The organism is Pseudomonas glycinae (assembly GCF_001594225.2).
Lineage (GTDB): Bacteria > Pseudomonadota > Gammaproteobacteria > Pseudomonadales > Pseudomonadaceae > Aquipseudomonas > Aquipseudomonas glycinae.
The window spans coordinates 1,582,213-1,600,996 of sequence record NZ_CP014205.2; the positions used below are offsets into that span (position 1 = coordinate 1,582,213).

Consider the following 18,784-nt stretch of genomic DNA (forward strand, 5'->3'; position numbering starts at 1 on the left):
TCAGGATCTGTTCGCAGGTAGTGAATCTGCCCGGGCGTGTTCTTCAAGCCTGCACACATCACCCAACGAATCACGTTGCATCGACTGCAAGTTCTTTTCAATGGTTTCGCACAGAGCCTCCATTTGAATCTGGTGTTCGCTGTGGCGAAACGGGCTTTGCAGATCGGTGCCGATGCGTTCGATGGCCAGCAGCATGAATCCCACCACGGTCGACGCCAGCGGCGTGAACCAGCCCAGGGATTCGACCAGTCCCACCGGTACGATCAGGCAGAACAGCGAAATAAACAGCCGCGGAAAATAGACGTAAGGGTAGGGCAGCGGGGTATTGGCGATCCGCTCCATGCCGCCCTGACTGTTGGACAGGTCGACCAGCGTCGACTCAAGCCGCGCCAGGCGAATACTGTCCAGATGCCCGGCCTTGTATTCCTTGGCGAGCAAAGTCGCGGAGCCGGTGAGGATATCGTTGGCAAAGTTATTGGTCGTGCCACTGCGGGCGAACTCTTCGGCGGGAATAAACGCCCGCACCTCGTCGGGACAAGGCTGGCCTTGCAGATGCGCGGCGAGGCAGTTCACATACGCGACGTGGCGGCGCAGCAGAGTGGATTTGACCGGATTCACCTCGCCGCCGACGTCGTCCAGCAGCGTTAGCACCTGCCGGGCGAAGCTGCGGGAGTTGTTGATCATCGCCCCCCACAACGTCCGTGCTTCCCACCAGCGGTTGTAGGCGCTGCTGTTGCGAAAACTGATCAATACGATCAACGCCGAACCCAGCAAGGTCAGCGGCATCAGCGGCAGGTTCAGCTTGGCGTTGAGGAACAGCATGAAGTCGACGGTGACGGCGATGTCCCACAGCAGCAACCAGAACAGAGACCAGCCCACGTAGCCCAGGGTCTTGATGATCAGGCGGTATTTTTTGACGATGGCAGCTTTCAAACGGAAACCTCGTGTCGAGCAGTTTGCTTAAACGCTTAAGCTCGGACGACGCCTGGCATCGGCAGTTCCATGGTGAAGCAGCCAACCGTCAGTCAGTCTGCGAAGCCCGGCCATCTGAATGGTCAATGCTTGCGAGAAAAATCCTCGTATCCCGATTGGACCGCAGATGAACCACGCGGCAAGCTGATGCCGGCGTCGGCCTATGGCGCCTCGTTCCGTTTCGGCAACGCTGTTTGACGGGGACGGGAAGATTCGCCGCGAGCGCCGCGTGCCCCGGGCGCGGAACACTCCATCAAAACCGGGCTGAGTCTGCTGCTGCACGTCAGCCCGTCGATGAGTCGATCAAGCGTTGACCGGCACGGCTTTGGGCCTGCGATACAGGATCGTTGTCGCTGTGCGGCACGTCCAGCCGTCGGCACGCAACAAAACCAGATCGCTTTGAAAAGCACCTCCGGAAAACCGGGCGGGAAGGCCTAAGCTCATTCCAAAAAGATATTTATTTAATCTTTTTAAGATCGTTTAGCTTTTAGCAAAGGAAACGTGCAGCGCCTCGCTTGCGGCGTTTTTTTGCCTCAGGCCAACCCTGTCCGCAGTCATTGCCTGAGTCTCCTGTCCATTTTTTCTACCCTGAACGGCCACATATCTGGCCGTCAGCGGTTCGTTGCCCGGAGCCCTCGTGACACTTATTCAAACCTCTTTGGCAACGGTACAGGTCGACTTGCCTGAACGATTGGCCCCACCCATCGACGATAGCGCCGAGGAGGGCGATGTTGTCCTCGAACTGCGAGGCGTCACTAAAGCTTATCTGCGCAAAGGCGGGTCGCCGTTGCCGGCTGTCAACCATGTCAGCTTGAAGGTCCGGCGCGGCGAAGTGCTGTGCCTGATGGGCACCTCCGGCAGCGGCAAATCGACCTTGCTTCGCCATATCAATCGTTTGATCGAACCCACCAGCGGTGAGGTCTTGATTGAAGGTCAGGCTATCAGCGGCCTGAGCCACAAAGCGTTGCGGGATTTGCGCTCGCGGCGAATCGGCATGGTGTTCCAGCATTTTGGTCTTTTGCCCCATCGCACGGTGCTGGACAACGTTGCGCTGCCTCTGGAGCTGCGCGGCGAATCCGAGGCCGTCCGGCATGCAGCGGCCACGCGACAGTTGCAGGCGATGGGCCTGGAGGGATGGGGCGAGCATTATCCCCACGAGTTGTCCGGCGGTATGCAGCAACGGGTCGGTCTTGCGCGGGCATTGGTGACTGATCCGGATATTCTGCTGATGGACGAGCCTTTCAGCGCACTGGATCCGACCATACGGCGCGACCTGCAAAGCCACTTTCTGGCCTTGGTCCGCGAGCGCGGGATCACCACTTTGCTGGTCACCCACGATCCTGCCGAAGCGGTCCGTCTCGCTGACCGGATAGCGGTATTGCGCCAGGGACGTCTGGTGCAGTCGGGCACCCCGAAGCAGCTGCTCGAGACGCCGGCCGATGCTGAGGTCGCGGATTTTTTCCGCGATTGCCTTCCTGCCGCACCGGTATTGCACGATGCCGGTGGCGGTGCTGCTGGTCAGTCAGGCATTGGTGATCTGGCGGGTGTTGACGCCCGATACCACCCAGGCGCTTTTGCAGTTCCCGGCCAGCCGCCAGGCGCTGTTACTGACCGCCCAGAGCGTGGATGACTTTATCGGTTGGTCACAGGTGACGTTCGAGAGCGCTTTTGTCGGCGTGATCATTGCGGTTCGCACGGTCATTGAAGGAATCGAAACCCTGCTCGGTTGGCTGCCCTGGCCGGTTTGCGCACTGGCGCTGGTATTGCTGGCCTGGCGCTCGGCGGGCCTGGCCCTGGCGCTCACCAGCAGCGCAGCGTTGTTGTATATCGGCCTGTTCGGGTTCTGGGAGCGGACAATTGCCACGCTGGCGCTGGTTGGTTCGTCGGTGCTGATCGCACTGGTGATCGGCGTACCCACCGGCATTCTGCTGGCGAAGCGGCCATTTGCCCGCAGGCTGCTCACGCCTTTGCTGGATGTCATGCAGACCCTGCCGACCTTTGTCTATCTGATTCCCGCTGTGGCGTTCTTTTCGGTGGGCAAGACCCCGGCGGTCATTGCGACGGTGATTTTTGCCCTGGCACCGATGATTCGTCTGACGTCCCTGGGCATTCAGGAAGTCCCGAAGGATGCCGTGGAAGCGGCAATCGCCCATGGAGCAAACCCCTGGCAGACCCTGATCAAGGTGCAACTGCCGCTGGCGCGACGATCCCTGTTGCTGGGGATCAATCAGACTATCGTCATGAGCCTGTCGATGGTGGTGGTTGCTGCCCTGATCGGCGCTGGAGGGTTGGGTTACGACGTCATGACGGCGTTGCGCAATATCAAGGGCGGCGAGGGCGTGTTGGCCGGCGTGGCGATCGTGCTGTGTGCATTGATCCCCGATCGAATCATTCAATCGAGCTTGCGCAAGCAAGACCATCTGCATAACTGAACAGTGAGACTTATCGTGGCAAAACATCTATTGCGTAACCTGAGTGCGGCCGCAGTGCTGGCTTCCCTGATCGTGCCGGCCAGCGTGATGGCCAAGGACAAAATTGTCATTGGCGAGCAGAACTGGACGGGGGCCATCGCCATTCAACACATTCTGGGTGAGGTGATCAAAACCCGTCTGGACGGTGATGTGTCGTATCTGGCCGGGGACGTGCCGGTGCTGTTCAGTGCGGCGGCCAAGGGCGACGGTTCTGTGGATGTGCTGACGGACATCTGGCTGCCCAATCAGTCCGCGGCTTGGGCCAAGTACGTCACCGACGGCACCCGCTCACTGGTACCCAATGCTCATCCTTATACCGGTGAACAAGGCTTCTACATTCCCGGTTATCTGCAGGACAAGTACGGCGTCAAATCGATCTACGATCTGAAAAAACCGGAAGTGGCCAAGCTCTTCGAGCCTTTGGGCGGCGGCAAGGCCGAACTGCTGGTGGGGCCGGCGGGCTGGGAGTCGACGTATATCGGCCAGATCAAGGCCAAGGATTACGGCTTCGCCGATAAATTCGAATCCGTGTCGACGGAAGCCTCGGTGACCTACGCCAAACTGGCCTCGGCTTACAAGGCGCAACGCGGCGTGGTGTTCTACGCCTACACCCCTGACTGGATTTTCTCGGCCTATGATCTGCGTCGCCTGGAAGAACCCGCGTTCGATGGCTACGCCCAGGACAACAAAAAAGAAGATCCTCTCTACAAGGCAGATGGCTGCTGGAAATTCGTCAGCCCGACCGTCGATCCTGACTGGCTGAACAAGAGCCACATCACCTGCGCCTTCCCGGATGCCAAGGTGTACGTCCTGGCTTCCACCGCACTGCAAAAGCGCGCGCCGAAAATTGCCGAGTTTCTGCAAAATTTCGCTATCGACCCAGCACAGTTGAACGGTTTGATCCAGAAGATCGAAAAGGAGAAACAGCCAGCAGACGTCGCCGCCAAGGCCTGGGTTCAAGCCAATCCTTCTACTGTTGACCAGTGGGTTGCAGGGCAGGCGCAGCAAGTGAGTTCAGCCCAATGACCAGAGCGAACGTACGTGTGCTCGATGGCGGCATGGGGCGCGAGTTGAAGCGAATCGGCGCACCGTTCCGTCAACCGGAGTGGTCGGCCCTCGCGCTGATCGAAGCGCCTGAGTATGTACTGCAGGCGCATCAGGCGTTCGTGACAGCGGGCGCGCGGATCATCACCACCAACAGCTATGCGGTGGTGCCTTTTCATATTGGCGATGAGCGATTTGCCGAGCAGGGAAGAGCGCTGGCTGAGCGCGCCGGACGGCTGGCGCGGCAGGCCGCCGGCGAAAGTACCGATGAGGTCACCGTGGCCGGGTCGTTGCCGCCGGCGTTGGGGTCGTACCGGCCGGATCTGTTCGATCATCAGCGTTCAGTAGCGATCCACCGCGAACTGATTGCCGGATTGCAAGCGCACGTCGATGTGTGGCTGGCCGAAACGCAAAGCTCCATTGCTGAAGTGCGGGCGGTGGTCGAAGCCCTCGGAACGGATCCCGCGCCACTCTGGGTGTCATTCACGCTGTTGGACGAAGAGGGCCGGGAACCGCGATTACGCTCAAACGAGGCCGTTGCCGATGCGGTTCGGGTGGCGGCTGAGCTGGGGGCCAAGGCGGTGCTCTTCAATTGCAGCCAGCCGGAAGTGATGGCCGCGGCCTTGATTGAGGCACGCGCTGTGATTGAAAACCTGGATCATCCTGTCGAACTGGGGGTTTATGCCAATGCTTTCCCCCCTGTCAGTGCCAAAGCCGAGGCCAATAGCGATTTGTTGGAAATTCGGCGCGATCTGGGCCCTGAGTCCTACCTGGACTGGTCGAAATCATGGGTTGCCGCAGGGGCCAGCATTGTCGGCGGATGCTGTGGGATCGGCCCGGAGCATATCGCCCAGTTGCATTTGCACCTGCAGTATCTAAAGGGTGAGGAGGCCGCGCATGAGTGATTTTTCAGGCGACGCTCTGTCAGAGCAGGCGACATTCGGTGCCGGCTGCTTCTGGGGGGCGGAAGCCTCATTCCGGGCATTGCCGGGTGTGCTCGACACCCGTGTCGGGTTCGCTCGGTCAGACCAGGGCGACGCCACCCTGATCGAAGTCGTGCAAGTCGACTTCGACCCCCGACTCATTTCCTACAGCCGTCTCGTCGAGCACTTCTGGACACTGCACGATCCCACGTCAGTCGACCGGCAGGGTGCGGACGTCGGGGCGAAATACCGTTCCGCGCTGTTTTTCAACAGTGCCGAGCAGGCCCAACTGGCGCTTGTCGCCAGGCAGCAGCTGGATGCCAGTGGCCAGTTGGGCAAGCCAGTGGCTACGGTGATCCTGCCACTGGGTGAGTTTCAAAAGGCGGATGAAGAACATCAGCGCTACCTAGAAAAGCATGGTGGCAGCGCCTGTTCCATTTGATGCATATGTCAAGTCGGCTCCAGGCAGCCGACGCGCGCTGGGCGTTATGGCGGTTGGCCGACTCGGTTAGCGACGTGCATAACGGCGTGGCATCCTGGCATAACCTCCATGGCTGCGGTCTCGCTGATCGCAGCCTGCATGTCTGGTTTTCGGGGGCTGGTGACATCATGAACATTTCTAACATGGCATCTGGTTTAACATAATATACATTACACGTAACAAAGTGTTACGACGCCAGCCCGGTTGCGCACACCATTTCAATCTCCAGCATCGCTCTCAAACGACCTGATCCTTGATGCCTGCAGATCCTCTATTTGAAATGTGCCGCTCTCAATCCTCGTCACGCGTCAGCATTTCAATCAGCGCTCGATGCTGCGGATACTGCGTTGTGAGTTTCCGTCGATTCCCGATTTCCATATCGGCGAAATCAAACCCTGGTGAAACCGCTTCGCTGATCAAACCAAATCCGTTCTCGCCATTCAGCAGTCTGGAGGCTTTCCAGATTCCGCCCGGTACGTGTAATTGCAAATGTTGTCCGGCCAGAACATCACTGCCCATCACCAACGTCTGCAGTGAGCCGTCTGCAAGGATCAGGCTGTATTCGATGGCGTCACCCAGATGGAAATAATGCAGGATGTCGGACTGATTGAAATGAAACTGGCCCACTGGCGATTCCGCAGTCAGCAAGTAGTAGATCGACGTCATCAGAAATCGTTGGCCACCTTCGGTTTCGAGCATGTCACGATGGTCGGCCTGATAGGTTCTACGAAAGAAACCACCTTCGACGTGAGGCTCAAGGTCCAATACAGCAACCAGATTTGACGCAGTAATCAGGCGTGGATTCATGACCTGCTCCGTGGGGATTAATACGTTGCGTAATAACTCTACTAAACGATCATTTAGTGTAGTTAGCTTCAATTCGCAGCTTAATCGAAGGTAATCCCCTCATTTTTTGTCGCGTTGACATGCCGAAGGCCCTTCTGCGCAAATCGCCGGGGATATATTTCGCGCTCCAGAAAACCAGCTTATCGCCGGTACCTTTTATTCATGTCTGCGACCCGTGGCCGGGACGAAATTTTCCCCCGTCCCGCCCTGTCTGTCGCCCTTAGATCTGACCACCATTGCGCGCAGCGACGGCAACGGTGGTCGGTGAATCGGACAGTGGAACGAAGCGTCGAGTGGCTCCATCCAGCGCATCGATGCAACCCGCTTCGATGTCATAGACCCAGCCATGCAAATTCAAGCGTCCTTGCTCAAGTGCAAGCGCCACCGATGGATGGGTGCGCAGGTTCGCCAGTTGGGCGATCACGTTTTCACGAACGAGGCCATCGAGCTTGTCGCGTGGTGTATCGAACTCATGCGCGGCATTGATCGCTTTCGCGGCGTCCGAGTGACGAAGCCAGTTGGCAACGGCCGGAAGATGATCCAGACACGTGCAGCGTGAAATCGCGCCCATCGCTCCGCAATCCGAGTGGCCGCAGATCACGATGTCCCGTACCCCGAGCACTGCAACCGCATATTCGACGGTGGCCGAAACACCACCCGGTTCAGGACCATATGACGGCACAATGTTGCCGGCGTTGCGGATCACGAACAACTCACCCGGCTCGCGCTGTGTGAGCAGTTCAGGCACTACACGACTGTCCGAGCATGTAACGAACAACGCCTTTGGGTTTTGCTCTGTCGCGAGCTGCCTGAAAAGCTCGACGCGTTGTGGATACACCTCGCGCTGAAACCGCAGAAAGCCATCAATAATGTCACGCATAAAGTCCTCCAAAGCCTGATTCCGGATGCCGAGACGAGCACTCGATGCCTTCGCGCCTCACTGGGTCGTGATTATCGCAGACGTTGCAGGCGAGTGCGCGACATCACATCACTCGAGCTTCGTTTCAAAACCTGTTACGACCAAAACCCCCTGTGCGGTTCAGCCGCCTCCCCCTCCAGCATCGGCCCCAACACACTGACCTTACGTTGCCCCTTGGCGAACACCTCGCGGCACGGCAGCGAGAACGTCGGATTCTCCGGATGGTCCCCCGTCAGTCCCAGCAATGCATGCTCCGACAAGGCATAGACCACCCGTCCGATCCCCGTCCAATACACCGCGCCGGCGCACATGCAGCATGGCTCGGCGCTGGTGTACAGCGTGCACAGTTCCAACGCCTGCGGCGACAGCAGTTTTGCCGCTGCCGCCGCTGCCACCAACTCGGCATGCTGCGTTGGATCACCTTCCGGGGGCATCGAGTTGTTCCCCGCTTCGACAATCACCTTGCCGTTGCGGTCGGCCACCAATGCCGCGAACGGATGGCGACCTCGTTGCTTCGATGCCTCGGACAAGGCAATGGTCTGGCGCAGTAACGTCAGATCAAGCGCGCTGATGCCAGCCGGGATGAGTTCAGTCAATTGATTCATGGGTAACTCCTGGGCAGTGGAAAACAAAAGTCAGTCGGCCAATTCAGCCGATGTAGCGCCGATGGTTTCGGTCGATTTTTTTTCATCGTTGAGCAGAACGTTGAGGACGATGGCGGTGATCGCTCCGAGGAAAATCCCGCTGTCGAGCACCAGTTTCAGGGTCGGGCCGACGTGTTCGAACAGCGCCGGAAAGGACATCGGCAGCACCCCGACACTCACTGACACGGCGACGATAATGCCGTTGCGCGTGCCCTCGAATTGCACCCGTGATAGTTCCTGAATCCCCGCCACCGTGGTCATGCCGAACATCACAATCGCGCAGCCACCGAGCACCGGCGTCGGCACCGCGGCGATCAACGCGCCGAGTTTCGGGAACAGGCCCATCAGCACCATGATTGCCCCGGCAGCGGCCACGACGAAGCGGCTTTTAACGTTGGAAAGCGCAATCAAACCGGTGTTCTGGGTGAAGGCGTTGTAAGGAAAGCTGTTGAACAAGCCACCGAGCATGGTCGACAAGCCATCGGCGCGAAATGCGTTGCCGAGGGTCTGTTGCGTGGTCGGTTTGCCGGTCAATTTGCCGATCGCCAGACAGTTGCCGGTGGTCTCGGCCATGATGACCAGCATCGCCAGGGTCATGATCAGAATCGGTACCGGCGCGAATTCCGGCGCGCCGAACGCCATCGGCGCACTCAGCTCAAACCACGCCGCTTCGCTGACCCGATTGAAGTGAGTCATGCCGCAAGCCGCTGCGATCAGGCTGCCGACAAACAGGCCAATCAGCACGCTGAGGTTGCCGATGAAGCCCTTGAATCTGGCGTAGATCACCAGCGTCATACTGACCGTGGCCAAACCGAGCAACAGGTTGGCGGGATTGCCAAAATCTGCCGCATCGGGATTGCCACCGCCCAGCCAGATCGCCGCGGCCGGCATCAGCGAGATGCCGATAATGGTGATCAGGCTGCCAATCACCACCGGCGGAAAAAACCGCAGCAATCGGCTGAACACCGGTGCCAGCGCAATGGTGAGAAAACCCGCCGCGATCACCGCGCCGAAAATCTGATTGAGGCCGAACTCCTTGCCGATCATGATCATCGGCGCCAGGGCGATGAACGAGCAGCCCTGAATCAGCGGCAGGCGGGCGCCGAACTTCCAGAAACCGAGAGTTTGAATCAGCGTCGCCACACCAGAGGTCAACAGGTTCGCGTTGATCAGCAACACCACCTGCGCCGAGGTCAGCCCCATCGCACTGCCAAGAATCAGCGGTACCGCCACCGCTCCCGCGTACATCACCAGAACATGCTGCAGGCCAAACGTGAACAACTGTCGCAGTGGCAAAACCTCGTCCACCGGATGAATGCGTTGTGTGGTCATTTCACACGCTCCTGAAGGTGCGGCATCTGTTGAGATTGCGGGCATGCCCAAGGCGTTCGAAAGGTGCATCCGCCCCGGAGATCGTTTGAAGCGCGGCCATATTTGAACGTTTATTGCGATGAAACAAATTAGCAACCATCGCTTTTTCCGATGGCACGAATCTGGCTTCCGTTAGCCGCTCCAAACCTTCATTTTCGAACCGGGAGTTCAACGCTTGCGCTTCTCACTCGATCAACTGCAGATGTTCGTCCAAGTGGTCAAAAGCGGATCGTTTTCCGCCGCCGGACGCAAACTGGGCAAGACCCAATCGACCATCAGCGCAGCGATTGCCAACCTCGAAACCGACCTTGGCGTCGACCTGTTCGACCGCAGCAACCGCAGCCCTGCCCTCACCGCCAGCGGCCACAAATTGCTGGTGCAGGCCGAAGCCGTGCTCGAACGCTGCATGACCTTCGAAGCCCACGCCGACTGCCTCTCGGACAACGTAGAACCCAGCCTGACACTGGCCATTGAAACGCCGTATGGCCCGATCATGCCGGTGCTCAAAGCCTTCGAAGCAGCCTTCCCCTTTGTCGACCTGATCATCCGTCATCCGGTCCATGGCGACGTCAGCGAGCTGGTCAGCAGCGGCGAAGCGGTACTCGGTGTGGCGTTCTCGCAGCCCGGCTACCCCAAGGAGCTGGCGTTCCAGCAACTGGGCAAACTGATCATGCTGCACGTCTGCCATCCCCGGCACCCATTGGCGCAACTCGAAAACGTCACGTTCGAGGATCTGCACGTCCATCGCCGCCTGGCCTTCAGCGCCCACGCGAGCAAACTGCCGAGCAGCGAATACCTGCGTTCGACCCAGTTGTGGCAGGCGGAAAGCTATCTGGCGTTATTGGAAATGGTCCGCGCCGGACTCGGCTGGGCCACCCTGCCCCGCCAACTCATACAGCGTGAACTGGCCAAGGGTGAGCTGGTGGAACTGCAGCTCTCGGCGTATCCGCATACGGACTGGCAGATTGGTGTGGATTTGCTCTGGGCGCGGCAGCGGCCGCTGGGTAAGGCGGAGCGATGGCTGAAGGAGAAGTTGCAGAGCAACAAGGTGTATGAACTGGATCGCAACGGGCAGACCACCACGCTTTGAGGTCAATGTAGATGGAACAAGTCGCCTTACGCCTGCCCGAAGCTTTACCAATCCCCTGCTTCAGATTTGCGATAAACCACCATCGACCATCAGCTCCACGCCGTTCACGTATCTGGCGTCGTCCGAGGCGAGAAACAGTGCCGCGCTGGCAATTTCTTCGGGTTGCGCCATGTAGCCCAATGGCGTGATTTGCTCGACGTGCTGGCGCAGCGCGGCGATGTCGCTCTCGCTCATTTTCAGCCCGTTGTCCATCAGTGGTGTGCGGGTGAAGCCAGGGCTCAACACGTTTGCGCGGATTTTGCGGTCCTTGAGCTCATTGGCCCACGTCCGTGCAAATGATCGGACCGCCGCCTTCGACGCGTTGTACAGACTCAATCCTTCCATGCCGTTGCTGGAGCAGATCGAGGCAGTCAAGACGATGGACGAAGCGTCTTTCATCAACGGAAGAAGCGTTTGAACGCTGAAGAAAACGCCTTTCACGTTCACGTCGAACATGGCGTAGTAAGCAGCCTCGCTGGTCTCTCCGGGCGGATTTTTCTCACAGATCCCGGCATTTGCGAACACCGCGTCCAGCCGGTCGTCGCGTGTTTGGATGGTCGCTTTGAGCGTATCGAGATCGGCCTGACGCGAGACATCGGAAACCACCGCGACAGCTTTGTCGCCGAGTCTGGCAACTGCCGCCTCCAGCCTGTCTGCTGCCCGTCCAGTGATGTAAACGCGTTTGGCGCCCTCGGCGATCAAGGCTTGCGCGATGGAAAACCCGATCCCTGTGGAACCGCCGGTCACGACGGCAACCTGATCACTGAATTTACCTGACATGTCTGACTCCTCGGTCGTTGATGAAGGGAATGTCTGAAACGACCTGGCTCATGGTGAGCGTCAACGGCGCAGAACGGCACTGACACGAATGAACGTTGGCCGTGCAGTTTTGTAAGGCGAAAACGCAGGAGCGATTCCTTAAATTGGGACCCGGCGACCTGGTCCAAGCAGGCGCGAAGCCTTGCCCTTCGGTCGTCGTCAAACCTGAGTTTCCCTACAGGATGCCTGTCATGTCTCGAATCGAAATCGAAGTGCCCGAACCCCGGCGCTGGTTGATGTTTGCCATCTTGCTCGTCGGAGCGTTTCTGCCGCCCCTGGATTTTTTTATCGTCAACGTTGCCCTGCCCTCGATACAGGAGGATCTGGGGACAGGCTCCTCTGCCGAGCAAATGGTGATTTCCTCCTATGCAACGCTCTATGCCGTGACGCTGATTACCGGCGGACGACTCGGCGATCTGTACGGCCGCGGGCGGATGTTTTTCCTTGGCCTGCTGGGCTTCGCCGCCGCGTCGCTGATGTGCGGCCTGGCGGTTTCGCCGTGGATGCTCATCCTCGGACGCACCTTGCAGGGTGTGACCGCCGCCGTCATGGCCCCTCAGGCACTTGCATCGGTGCAGGCGATTTTCCCAGTGTCGGAAAGACCATTGGCATTGAGCATTTACGGGGCCGTATTTGGACTGGCGTCTGTGATCGGTCAGGCACTGGGCGGCTTTTTGATTGAGGTCGACGTGTTGGGCATGGGATGGCGCGCGATCTTCCTGGTCAACCTGCCGATCGCGTTGCTGGTGATTGCGTTCGGCATCCCGGTACTCAAAGAAACCCGTGCGCAGCACGCGAACAAGCTGGATCTCGTGGGCACCGCGTTGTCGATGTTGACCTTGACCACTTTGGTCGTGCCTTTGATTGAAGGCCGCGAGGCAGGATGGCCGTGGTGGGCCTGGCTGTCGCTGGCCGCCAGCCCTGCGCTGGCGGTAGCGTTCTGGCGCTACGAGAGCCGCTTGCACCGGGCCGGAGGAACGCCCATCCTCGCCCCGGCCGTACTGAATGCACCGGGCCTGGGGCGAGCGCTTCTGGTCGCGCTTTGCTTCTATTCAATCGGTGTGTTTTTTCTGATGTTCTCGATGTACATGCAAAGCGCATTGCGTATGAGTGCACTGCACGCCGGCCTGATCTTTCTGCCGTTTGGCGCGGGATTTCTGCTCGGTCCCCTGTCGGTTCCGCTCCTCAGGCGCGTCCTCGGGGGCTACGTGAATCCGGTAGGCATGGGACTGGAAGTCGTCGGATTACTATGGCTGGGCTGGCTCGTGTCAGTGACACCGACTACCCTCGCCCCGCCCTTCACTTCTCTGACGGTCATCCTGTTCCTGATCGGTCTGGGACAGGGGCTCGGCCTGCCGACGTTGATGCGCATGGTCACCGGCCGGGTAGCGCCGGCGTATGCCGGGATGATTGCAGGCATTACCAGCGCCACGCTGCAGATCAGCACATCGCTGAGCGTCGCACTGATTGGCGGTGTGTTTTATACCTTGCTGGGTGAACCGGCGACGGCGGTCAGCATCACTCATGCGTTCACGATCGCTGTTCTGTGCATCGCCGTTTGCCTGGCCGTAGGGGCAGCGATAAGCCTGACGTTAGCGCGCGAGCCAGCGACGGTAGCGCAAGCCTCGGCTGTTCGCCCGACCTGAGGCGCGCTACCCCGCACCGATCATGTTGGAGGCAAGGTCAGCCAGTGCGCGCAGCCGGTCCATCTGGCGCAGGTCCTGGTGGTACCCCATCCAGATATCCCGCCCTGGCGGTGGCTCGTCCTCATCCAGCAGTCGCAGTCCCGACACGGAGTCACCGAGGACGCGGGGCAAAACGGCAACGCCCAGACCCTTTGCGCACATCTGTGCCTGAACCGTACGGCTGCTGCTGGTGAACACGGTGCGGGCCAGCGGATAGCGTTGCTGCAGCCATTGCACGTCCGGGTAATGGGACTGGGCGATGTTCATCAGGATCAGGCCCAACCCCTCGCCGTCCCGCTGCGGCGCCGGGGCATGCAAAGCCGCGTATAGGCCGTACGACAGAGTTGTCAGCTTGCGGTGCACTATGTCGGGTTCGGTGAAAGGCACGATCCGGAAAGCGATGTCGGCATCCCGGCGGGCAAGGTCGAACAGCCGATGACCGGCTATGACTTCGGGAACGATCAACGGATAGCGGTGCACCAGTTCGCTGAGAACCGGCGACAAAACATGGCAGGCGAACCATTCGGCTGAGGATATCCGCAACAGGCCTTCAGGCTGATCACCATGCCCCGCCAGACGCCGCTCGATGGCCAACGCGCTGTGTTCCATGTCCTGCGCGAGACCGAGAATCCTCTCGCCACTGTCCGTGAGCACCAGCCCTTGAGCGGTCCGCAGGAAAAAGGCTTGCCCGCTGGCTTGTTCAAGCACCTGCAAGCGCCGTCCGACCGTCGGGTGACTGACCCCCAACTCCCTGGCGGCTCCGCCCAGCGAGCCGCTGCGGGCAATCGCCAGGAAGATCCGCATGTCACTCCAGTCCATGCCCTCGCCCCGTACAAAAATGAACATTGAGTGGTCAGCTTATAGTTCAAGTAGATGGCTGTTCGTGAATTTCGATTCAATCAGCCGATCCGATCAGCCTCGCGACAATGACTTCAAACGCTCCACCAGCGCGGCTTCGAAAATGATGTACAGCCTCTCGGCATCGCCGGCACGCAAGGCCCCGCCGGTTTCCAGTCCCAGTACAAACCCATCCGCCCGCGCCCCGGCCTTGACAGCAATGATCATCGAGTCTGCCCGGACAATCTGCGCCAGCAGTCGATCCGCTTCTCGCTGAATCTTGTCGCCCAACACCACGCCTTCCACATCGCCACCCAATACGTTCAATTAGACATCCAGTACATGACCGCGATAACCGCTGAAACCCAGATGATGGTCAATACAATCGAGTAACCAGCCAGTTGCTTGTCCATTTTCACCACGGCATCAATATGAATCTGAATGATGGGTCAGGATCGTCCGGCTCGCAACGGCAGCTCGTCCCCTTCATCCATCGCACTCCGGGTAAGTGTCCGGACTCCGATTCGTAACAGAACCCCTTTCAGCAACAAGGGTCTGCTCTCTTACCAGTCCTCGGAAATCTATCCAATGTCCGCGCAACGCAGTCTCGTCATACTCGCTCGGGGCGGATACGCCGCTCGCGGAGTGCTTTATTTGATTATCGGCATATTCGCGTTATTGGCAGCCCATGATTCGACAAAACCCAAGGACAGTCACAAGAGCCTGGAAGCCTTGCTGAGCCAGCCGTTCGGCTATTTTCTGGTGGGCCTTGTGGTGACGGGCCTGCTTGCGTTTGCAGCCTGGCGTGTCCTGCAAGCGATACGCGATGTCGATCATCACGGCACGCAGCTCAAAGGTCTGGTGATTCGTGCAGGCCTGTTTGCAGGGGGTCTGGTCAACGGTGCTCTGGCGTTTTTTGCATTGGGACTGCTTGTGAGCGGTAGCCGCCGTTCGAGCCATTCCGCAGAGCAAACCAAGGATTGGCTGGCGCATCTTTTGTCGTGGGAACACTCGAATCTGTTGTTGTACCTGATTGCGCTCATCCCGCTGGGAGTTGGCATTGCTCACATCATCAAGGGCTGGAAGGCCTCGTTCGAGAAGTATTTTGAGGCCGACGAAGAGGTCATGCGCTATGTCCGTCCGGTATCTCGATTCGGCCTGATCGCCCGCGGCATCGTGTTTATGGAAATTGCTTTGCTGCTGGCCTTCAGCGGTTCCGCTTATCAAGCCATGGACCCGCCTGGCATGAAGGAAGCACTGGACGCGCTGCAGAATCTACCCGCTGGATGGCTTGTGTTGATGGTGATGGCCCTGGGGCTGATTGCGTTCTCGGTTTACAGTTTCTCGGAAGCGTGTTGGCGCAAGATCAATATGGATGTGCTTCAGTAACTGAAGTCATGCCCCAACTCACGCTGCATCCATTCCAGAAACCGCCTCACCCGTGGAAATCCCGCATGCGCCTTCGGGAAAACCAAGTGGTGTGCGGTGATCGGGGCACTCAGCCCGGGAATGACTTCGACCAACTCGCCGCGCGCCAGGTAGTCCTGCGCCAGCAGCGTGCTTTCCAGTGCAAATCCAAGCCCGTGGCTGGCGGCTTCGAGGGTCATGTAGGAGCGGTCGAAGCTCAAGGTATAGGGGCTTTCAGGGCGCGACAGCCCGTGTTGAGCAAACAGTTGCGGCCACTTGATCAGCGTCGCCTCCGACAGGATCAGGTTGCAGTCCAGCAAGTCGGCGACGGCGCGGATCGGGCGTTTTTCCAGAAGTTTGGGCGATGCGAGGACTGCGATTTTTTCGTTGCGCAACGTGCGCACTTCGAAACTTGGCCAGTTCGGCATGCCGTGGCGGATGTCCACGTCGATCTTGTCCCGACTGAAGTGCAGCGATTCATAGGAGCATGAGAGATTGAGCTGAATGTCGGGATGGCTCTCGCGAAACTGTTCCAGGCGCGGCATCAGCCACAGCAGGCCGAAGCTGGGTGACGAATGTAGTCGCAGGCAGTCGAGGCTGACATCACTGGTCGCGCGCTCTGTTGCCACCGCCAGGCTGTGCAGGATGCCGGAAATCTCGGACAGGTATTGCTCGCCTACCGGCGTCAACGTCACCCCTCTGGCCGTTCTGAGGAACAGCTGGCGCCCGATCATCGCCTCGAGTTTGGCCAGTTGGTGACTGACTGCCGAGGGCGTCAGGTCCAGCACTTCGGCCGCACGCGCGACGTTGCCAAAGCGCGCAGTTTGCTCAAAGGCCTGAATGGCTTTCAGGGGTGGCAGGATCGGCGGAGCTTCGCCAGATGAACTCATGATGATGGTTGTTCCGCTGCAAGTGGCTGAGGCCGGGCGTTCGGCTATTCAAACACCACAACCGCATGTTGGCGAGTGCTGAATTTTTTTCAGCATCCAGTGAAGTTTGCGTTATTGCTCAGGGTCGTTACGGGAGACAAGCTGAGTCATCGGTTCTGCACGGACCGACTCAATAACAACAATCAGAGGTTTCTCCCATGCTTCTTCAAGGCAAAGTCGCGATCATCACAGGTGCTGCCTCCGCACGTGGTATCGGCCGCGCGACAGCTACGACCTTCGCTCAACATGGCGCCCGGGTGGTGATTCTGGATCTGGACGCATCCGCTGCCCGCGATGCCGCTGCCTCTTTGGGCGAGGGTCATCTCGGCCTGGCTGCCAACGTCGCCGACGAGTCTCAGGTGCAGCAGGCTGTCGCGACCGTCATCGAACACTTTGGCCGGATCGACATACTGGTCAACAATGCCGGCATCACCCAACCCCTCAAGACCCTCGATATCCGCCCCGGTGATTACGACAAGGTGCTGGACGTCAGCCTGCGCGGTACGTTGCTGATGTCTCAGGCGGTGATTCCGCTCATGCGCCAGCAAGCCAGCGGCAGCATCGTGTGCATGTCTTCGGTTTCCGCGCAGCGCGGCGGCGGCATTTTTGGCGGGCCTCATTACAGCGCCGCCAAGGCCGGTGTGCTGGGTCTGGCCAAGGCCATGGCGCGTGAGCTGGGGCCGGACAACGTGCGCGTCAACTCCATCGCCCCCGGCCTGATTCACACCGACATTACGGGCGGCCTGATGCAGGACGAACGCCGCCACGCGATCATCGACGGCATTCCGCTGGGGCGCCTGGGCGAGGCGCAGGATGTGGCCAATGCGGCGCTGTTCCTGGCCAGCGACCTGTCCTCCTATCTGACCGGCATCACCCTGGATGTGAACGGCGGCATGCTGATTCACTGACACACGTTGCGGGCCTCGCGGCCCGTGCGGTTCTGGATCGATGATACGGCCGGGCAGACTTGCCCGGCGGTCAATAAAAACAAGAGATCAGACCATGACTACCCTGTCGCTCGAAGCCGTTTCGGCGGTGCGTTCCAACGCCTACCGTAAAACCGCCTGGCGCCTGATGCCGTTCCTGATGCTGTGCTACCTGTGCGCCTACCTCGATCGCGTCAACGTCGGCTTTGCCAAACTGCAAATGATGAACGATCTGGCGCTCAGCGAAACAGTCTACGGGCTGGGCGCGGGCATGTTTTTCATCGGCTACTTTCTCTGCGAAGTGCCCAGCAACATCATCCTGCACAAGGTCGGCGCGCGAGTGTGGATCGCGCGCATCATGATCACCTGGGGCATTGTCTCCGCCCTCTTCGCCTTCGTCGAAACCGCCTGGCAGTTCTACGCCCTGCGCTTTCTGCTGGGCATTGCCGAAGCCGGCCTGGCGCCGGGTCTGCTGCTGTACCTCACCTACTGGTTTCCGTCCTACCGGCGTGCGCGCATGACGGTGTTGTGGTTCATCGCCATCCCGTTGTCGGGCATGGTCGGCGGCCCGCTCTCCGGGTGGATCATGAACCACTTCGCCGGCATGCACGGCTGGGCCGGCTGGCAATGGATGTTTGTGCTGGAGGCTGTGCCTACGGTGGTTGTCGGACTGCTGGTGCTCAGCTACCTCAAGGATGGCGTGCATCAGGCCAGTTGGCTCAACGACGACGAAAAAGCCCTGATCACCCGTGAGCTGGCGGAGGATGACCAGCAGAAAGTGACGCATGCATCCGTGGGCGAATTCATTCGTGACCGTCGCCTCTGGCTGCTCGCGGGGATCTATTTCTGTGTGGTGATGGGGCAGTACGCAATTACCTTCTGGCTGCCGACCCTTGTGCGTAATGCCGGGGTCTCCGATCCGATGAAGATCGGTTTGCTGACCAGCCTGCCCTACCTCTGTGCCATCGCCGCCATGTTGTTGGTCGGACGCAGTGGCGACAAACATCGCGAACGCCGCTGGCATCTCATCGTCCCGATGATCGCCGGGGCCATCGGCCTGACCCTCGCGGCGCTGATGGGAGGCAATGTGATGCTGTCCATTCTCAGTCTGTGCCTGGCGGCTTCCGGCATCCTGTCCGCGACCTCGCTGTTCTGGATGCTCCCGACCACGCTGCTCGGCGGTGTCTCCGCTGCCGCAGGCATCGCCGCCGTCAACAGCTTCGCCAACCTTGCCGGCTTCTGCTCGCCCTACCTGATTGGCTGGATAACCACACTCACTGGCTCCAGCGCTATCGGCATGTATCTGATCACCGGCGTATTGCTGGTCGGCGCCTCGCTGGTCCTGCGCATTCCCGCCGCCCTGGTCAATCGTTGATTCACA

The 18,784-nt window shown here is 59.4% G+C and carries 17 protein-coding genes and 1 pseudogene; 9 read left to right on the plus strand and 9 right to left on the minus strand.

What is annotated here, in order from left to right; translation table 11 throughout:
- Positions 1–933, minus strand: a complete 933-nt coding sequence (locus tag AWU82_RS07115; protein WP_064381570.1) for a bestrophin family protein — start codon at positions 931–933, stop codon at positions 1–3.
- 718 nt (positions 934–1,651) lie between these two features.
- Between AWU82_RS07115 and AWU82_RS07120 the strand changes: the two are divergent.
- The 4 genes and pseudogenes from AWU82_RS07120 to msrA all read left to right on the plus strand — a co-directional run bounded on the left by AWU82_RS07120 (position 1,652) and on the right by msrA (position 5,852).
- Positions 1,652–3,404, plus strand: a pseudogene (locus AWU82_RS07120) (ATP-binding cassette domain-containing protein).
- Between the two features lie 87 nt (positions 3,405–3,491).
- Positions 3,492–4,469 (plus strand): ABC transporter substrate-binding protein, encoded by a 978-nt coding sequence (locus AWU82_RS07125; RefSeq protein WP_223290694.1) that lies wholly within the window; start codon positions 3,492–3,494, stop codon positions 4,467–4,469.
- Complete coding sequence (locus tag AWU82_RS07130; protein WP_064381573.1) at positions 4,466–5,392, plus strand: homocysteine S-methyltransferase family protein; 927 nt, start codon at positions 4,466–4,468, stop codon at positions 5,390–5,392. The genes AWU82_RS07125 and AWU82_RS07130 overlap by 4 nt, the downstream gene beginning before the upstream one ends.
- The gene (gene msrA / locus AWU82_RS07135; protein ID WP_064381575.1) at positions 5,385–5,852 is read left to right on the plus strand and encodes a peptide-methionine (S)-S-oxide reductase MsrA; all 468 of its coding nucleotides are present in this window, start codon (positions 5,385–5,387) and stop codon (positions 5,850–5,852) included. Before AWU82_RS07130 ends, msrA begins: the two co-directional genes overlap by 8 nt.
- A 330-nt stretch (positions 5,853–6,182) precedes the next feature.
- Here the strand turns inward: msrA and AWU82_RS07140 are convergent, their stop codons facing one another.
- The 4 genes from AWU82_RS07140 to AWU82_RS07155 form a co-directional block, all read right to left on the minus strand.
- Positions 6,183–6,698: a cupin domain-containing protein gene (locus tag AWU82_RS07140; protein ID WP_064381577.1), complete on the minus strand. Its 516-nt coding sequence runs from the start codon at positions 6,696–6,698 to the stop codon at positions 6,183–6,185.
- Positions 6,699–6,957: 259 nt separating this feature from the next.
- Complete coding sequence (locus AWU82_RS07145) at positions 6,958–7,617, minus strand: carbonic anhydrase (RefSeq protein WP_011334144.1); 660 nt, start codon at positions 7,615–7,617, stop codon at positions 6,958–6,960.
- A 134-nt stretch (positions 7,618–7,751) separates the two neighbouring features.
- On the minus strand, positions 7,752–8,261 hold the full coding sequence (locus AWU82_RS07150) for a nucleoside deaminase (RefSeq protein ID WP_064381580.1): 510 nt from the start codon (positions 8,259–8,261) through the stop codon (positions 7,752–7,754).
- Positions 8,262–8,291: 30 nt separating this feature from the next.
- Entirely contained in the window at positions 8,292–9,632 is a 1,341-nt protein-coding gene (locus AWU82_RS07155; protein WP_064381582.1) for a nucleobase:cation symporter-2 family protein, read from the minus strand.
- A gap of 214 nt (positions 9,633–9,846) precedes the next feature.
- Here AWU82_RS07155 and AWU82_RS07160 point away from each other — a divergent pair, with 214 nt between their 5' ends.
- On the plus strand, positions 9,847–10,761 hold the full coding sequence (locus tag AWU82_RS07160) for a LysR family transcriptional regulator (RefSeq protein WP_064381584.1): 915 nt from the start codon (positions 9,847–9,849) through the stop codon (positions 10,759–10,761).
- A gap of 60 nt (positions 10,762–10,821) precedes the next feature.
- Here AWU82_RS07160 and AWU82_RS07165 read toward each other — a convergent pair whose 3' ends face one another.
- Entirely contained in the window at positions 10,822–11,580 is a 759-nt protein-coding gene (locus tag AWU82_RS07165) for an SDR family NAD(P)-dependent oxidoreductase (RefSeq protein ID WP_064381586.1), read from the minus strand.
- Positions 11,581–11,810: 230 nt separating this feature from the next.
- Between AWU82_RS07165 and AWU82_RS07170 the strand changes: the two genes are divergently transcribed.
- Positions 11,811–13,265, plus strand: coding sequence for an MFS transporter (locus AWU82_RS07170; RefSeq protein WP_064381588.1), 1,455 nt, complete (start codon positions 11,811–11,813; stop codon positions 13,263–13,265).
- A gap of 6 nt (positions 13,266–13,271) precedes the next feature.
- Here the strand turns inward: AWU82_RS07170 and AWU82_RS07175 are convergent, their stop codons facing one another.
- Together AWU82_RS07175 and AWU82_RS07180 are read right to left on the minus strand one after the other, a co-directional pair.
- Positions 13,272–14,123 carry a LysR family transcriptional regulator gene (locus AWU82_RS07175; protein WP_064384097.1) on the minus strand — a complete coding sequence of 284 codons (852 nt, stop codon included), beginning with the start codon at positions 14,121–14,123 and terminating at the stop codon, positions 13,272–13,274.
- A gap of 93 nt (positions 14,124–14,216) precedes the next feature.
- Positions 14,217–14,447, minus strand: a complete 231-nt coding sequence (locus tag AWU82_RS07180; protein WP_011334137.1) for a hypothetical protein — start codon at positions 14,445–14,447, stop codon at positions 14,217–14,219.
- A 282-nt stretch (positions 14,448–14,729) separates the two neighbouring features.
- On the opposite strand from AWU82_RS07180, the gene AWU82_RS07185 reads away from it, so the two are divergent.
- The gene (locus AWU82_RS07185) at positions 14,730–15,530 is read left to right on the plus strand and encodes a DUF1206 domain-containing protein (protein ID WP_064381591.1); all 801 of its coding nucleotides are present in this window, start codon (positions 14,730–14,732) and stop codon (positions 15,528–15,530) included.
- Here AWU82_RS07185 and AWU82_RS07190 read toward each other — a convergent pair.
- On the minus strand, positions 15,524–16,438 hold the full coding sequence (locus AWU82_RS07190; RefSeq protein ID WP_011334135.1) for a LysR substrate-binding domain-containing protein: 915 nt from the start codon (positions 16,436–16,438) through the stop codon (positions 15,524–15,526). The genes AWU82_RS07185 and AWU82_RS07190 overlap by 7 nt on opposite strands.
- A gap of 197 nt (positions 16,439–16,635) precedes the next feature.
- Here AWU82_RS07190 and AWU82_RS07195 point away from each other — a divergent pair, with 197 nt between their 5' ends.
- Positions 16,636–17,385: an SDR family NAD(P)-dependent oxidoreductase gene (locus tag AWU82_RS07195; RefSeq protein WP_064381592.1), complete on the plus strand. Its 750-nt coding sequence runs from the start codon at positions 16,636–16,638 to the stop codon at positions 17,383–17,385.
- A gap of 94 nt (positions 17,386–17,479) precedes the next feature.
- Complete coding sequence (locus AWU82_RS07200; protein ID WP_039768386.1) at positions 17,480–18,778, plus strand: MFS transporter; 1,299 nt, start codon at positions 17,480–17,482, stop codon at positions 18,776–18,778.
- Positions 18,779–18,784 lie beyond the last annotated feature (6 nt).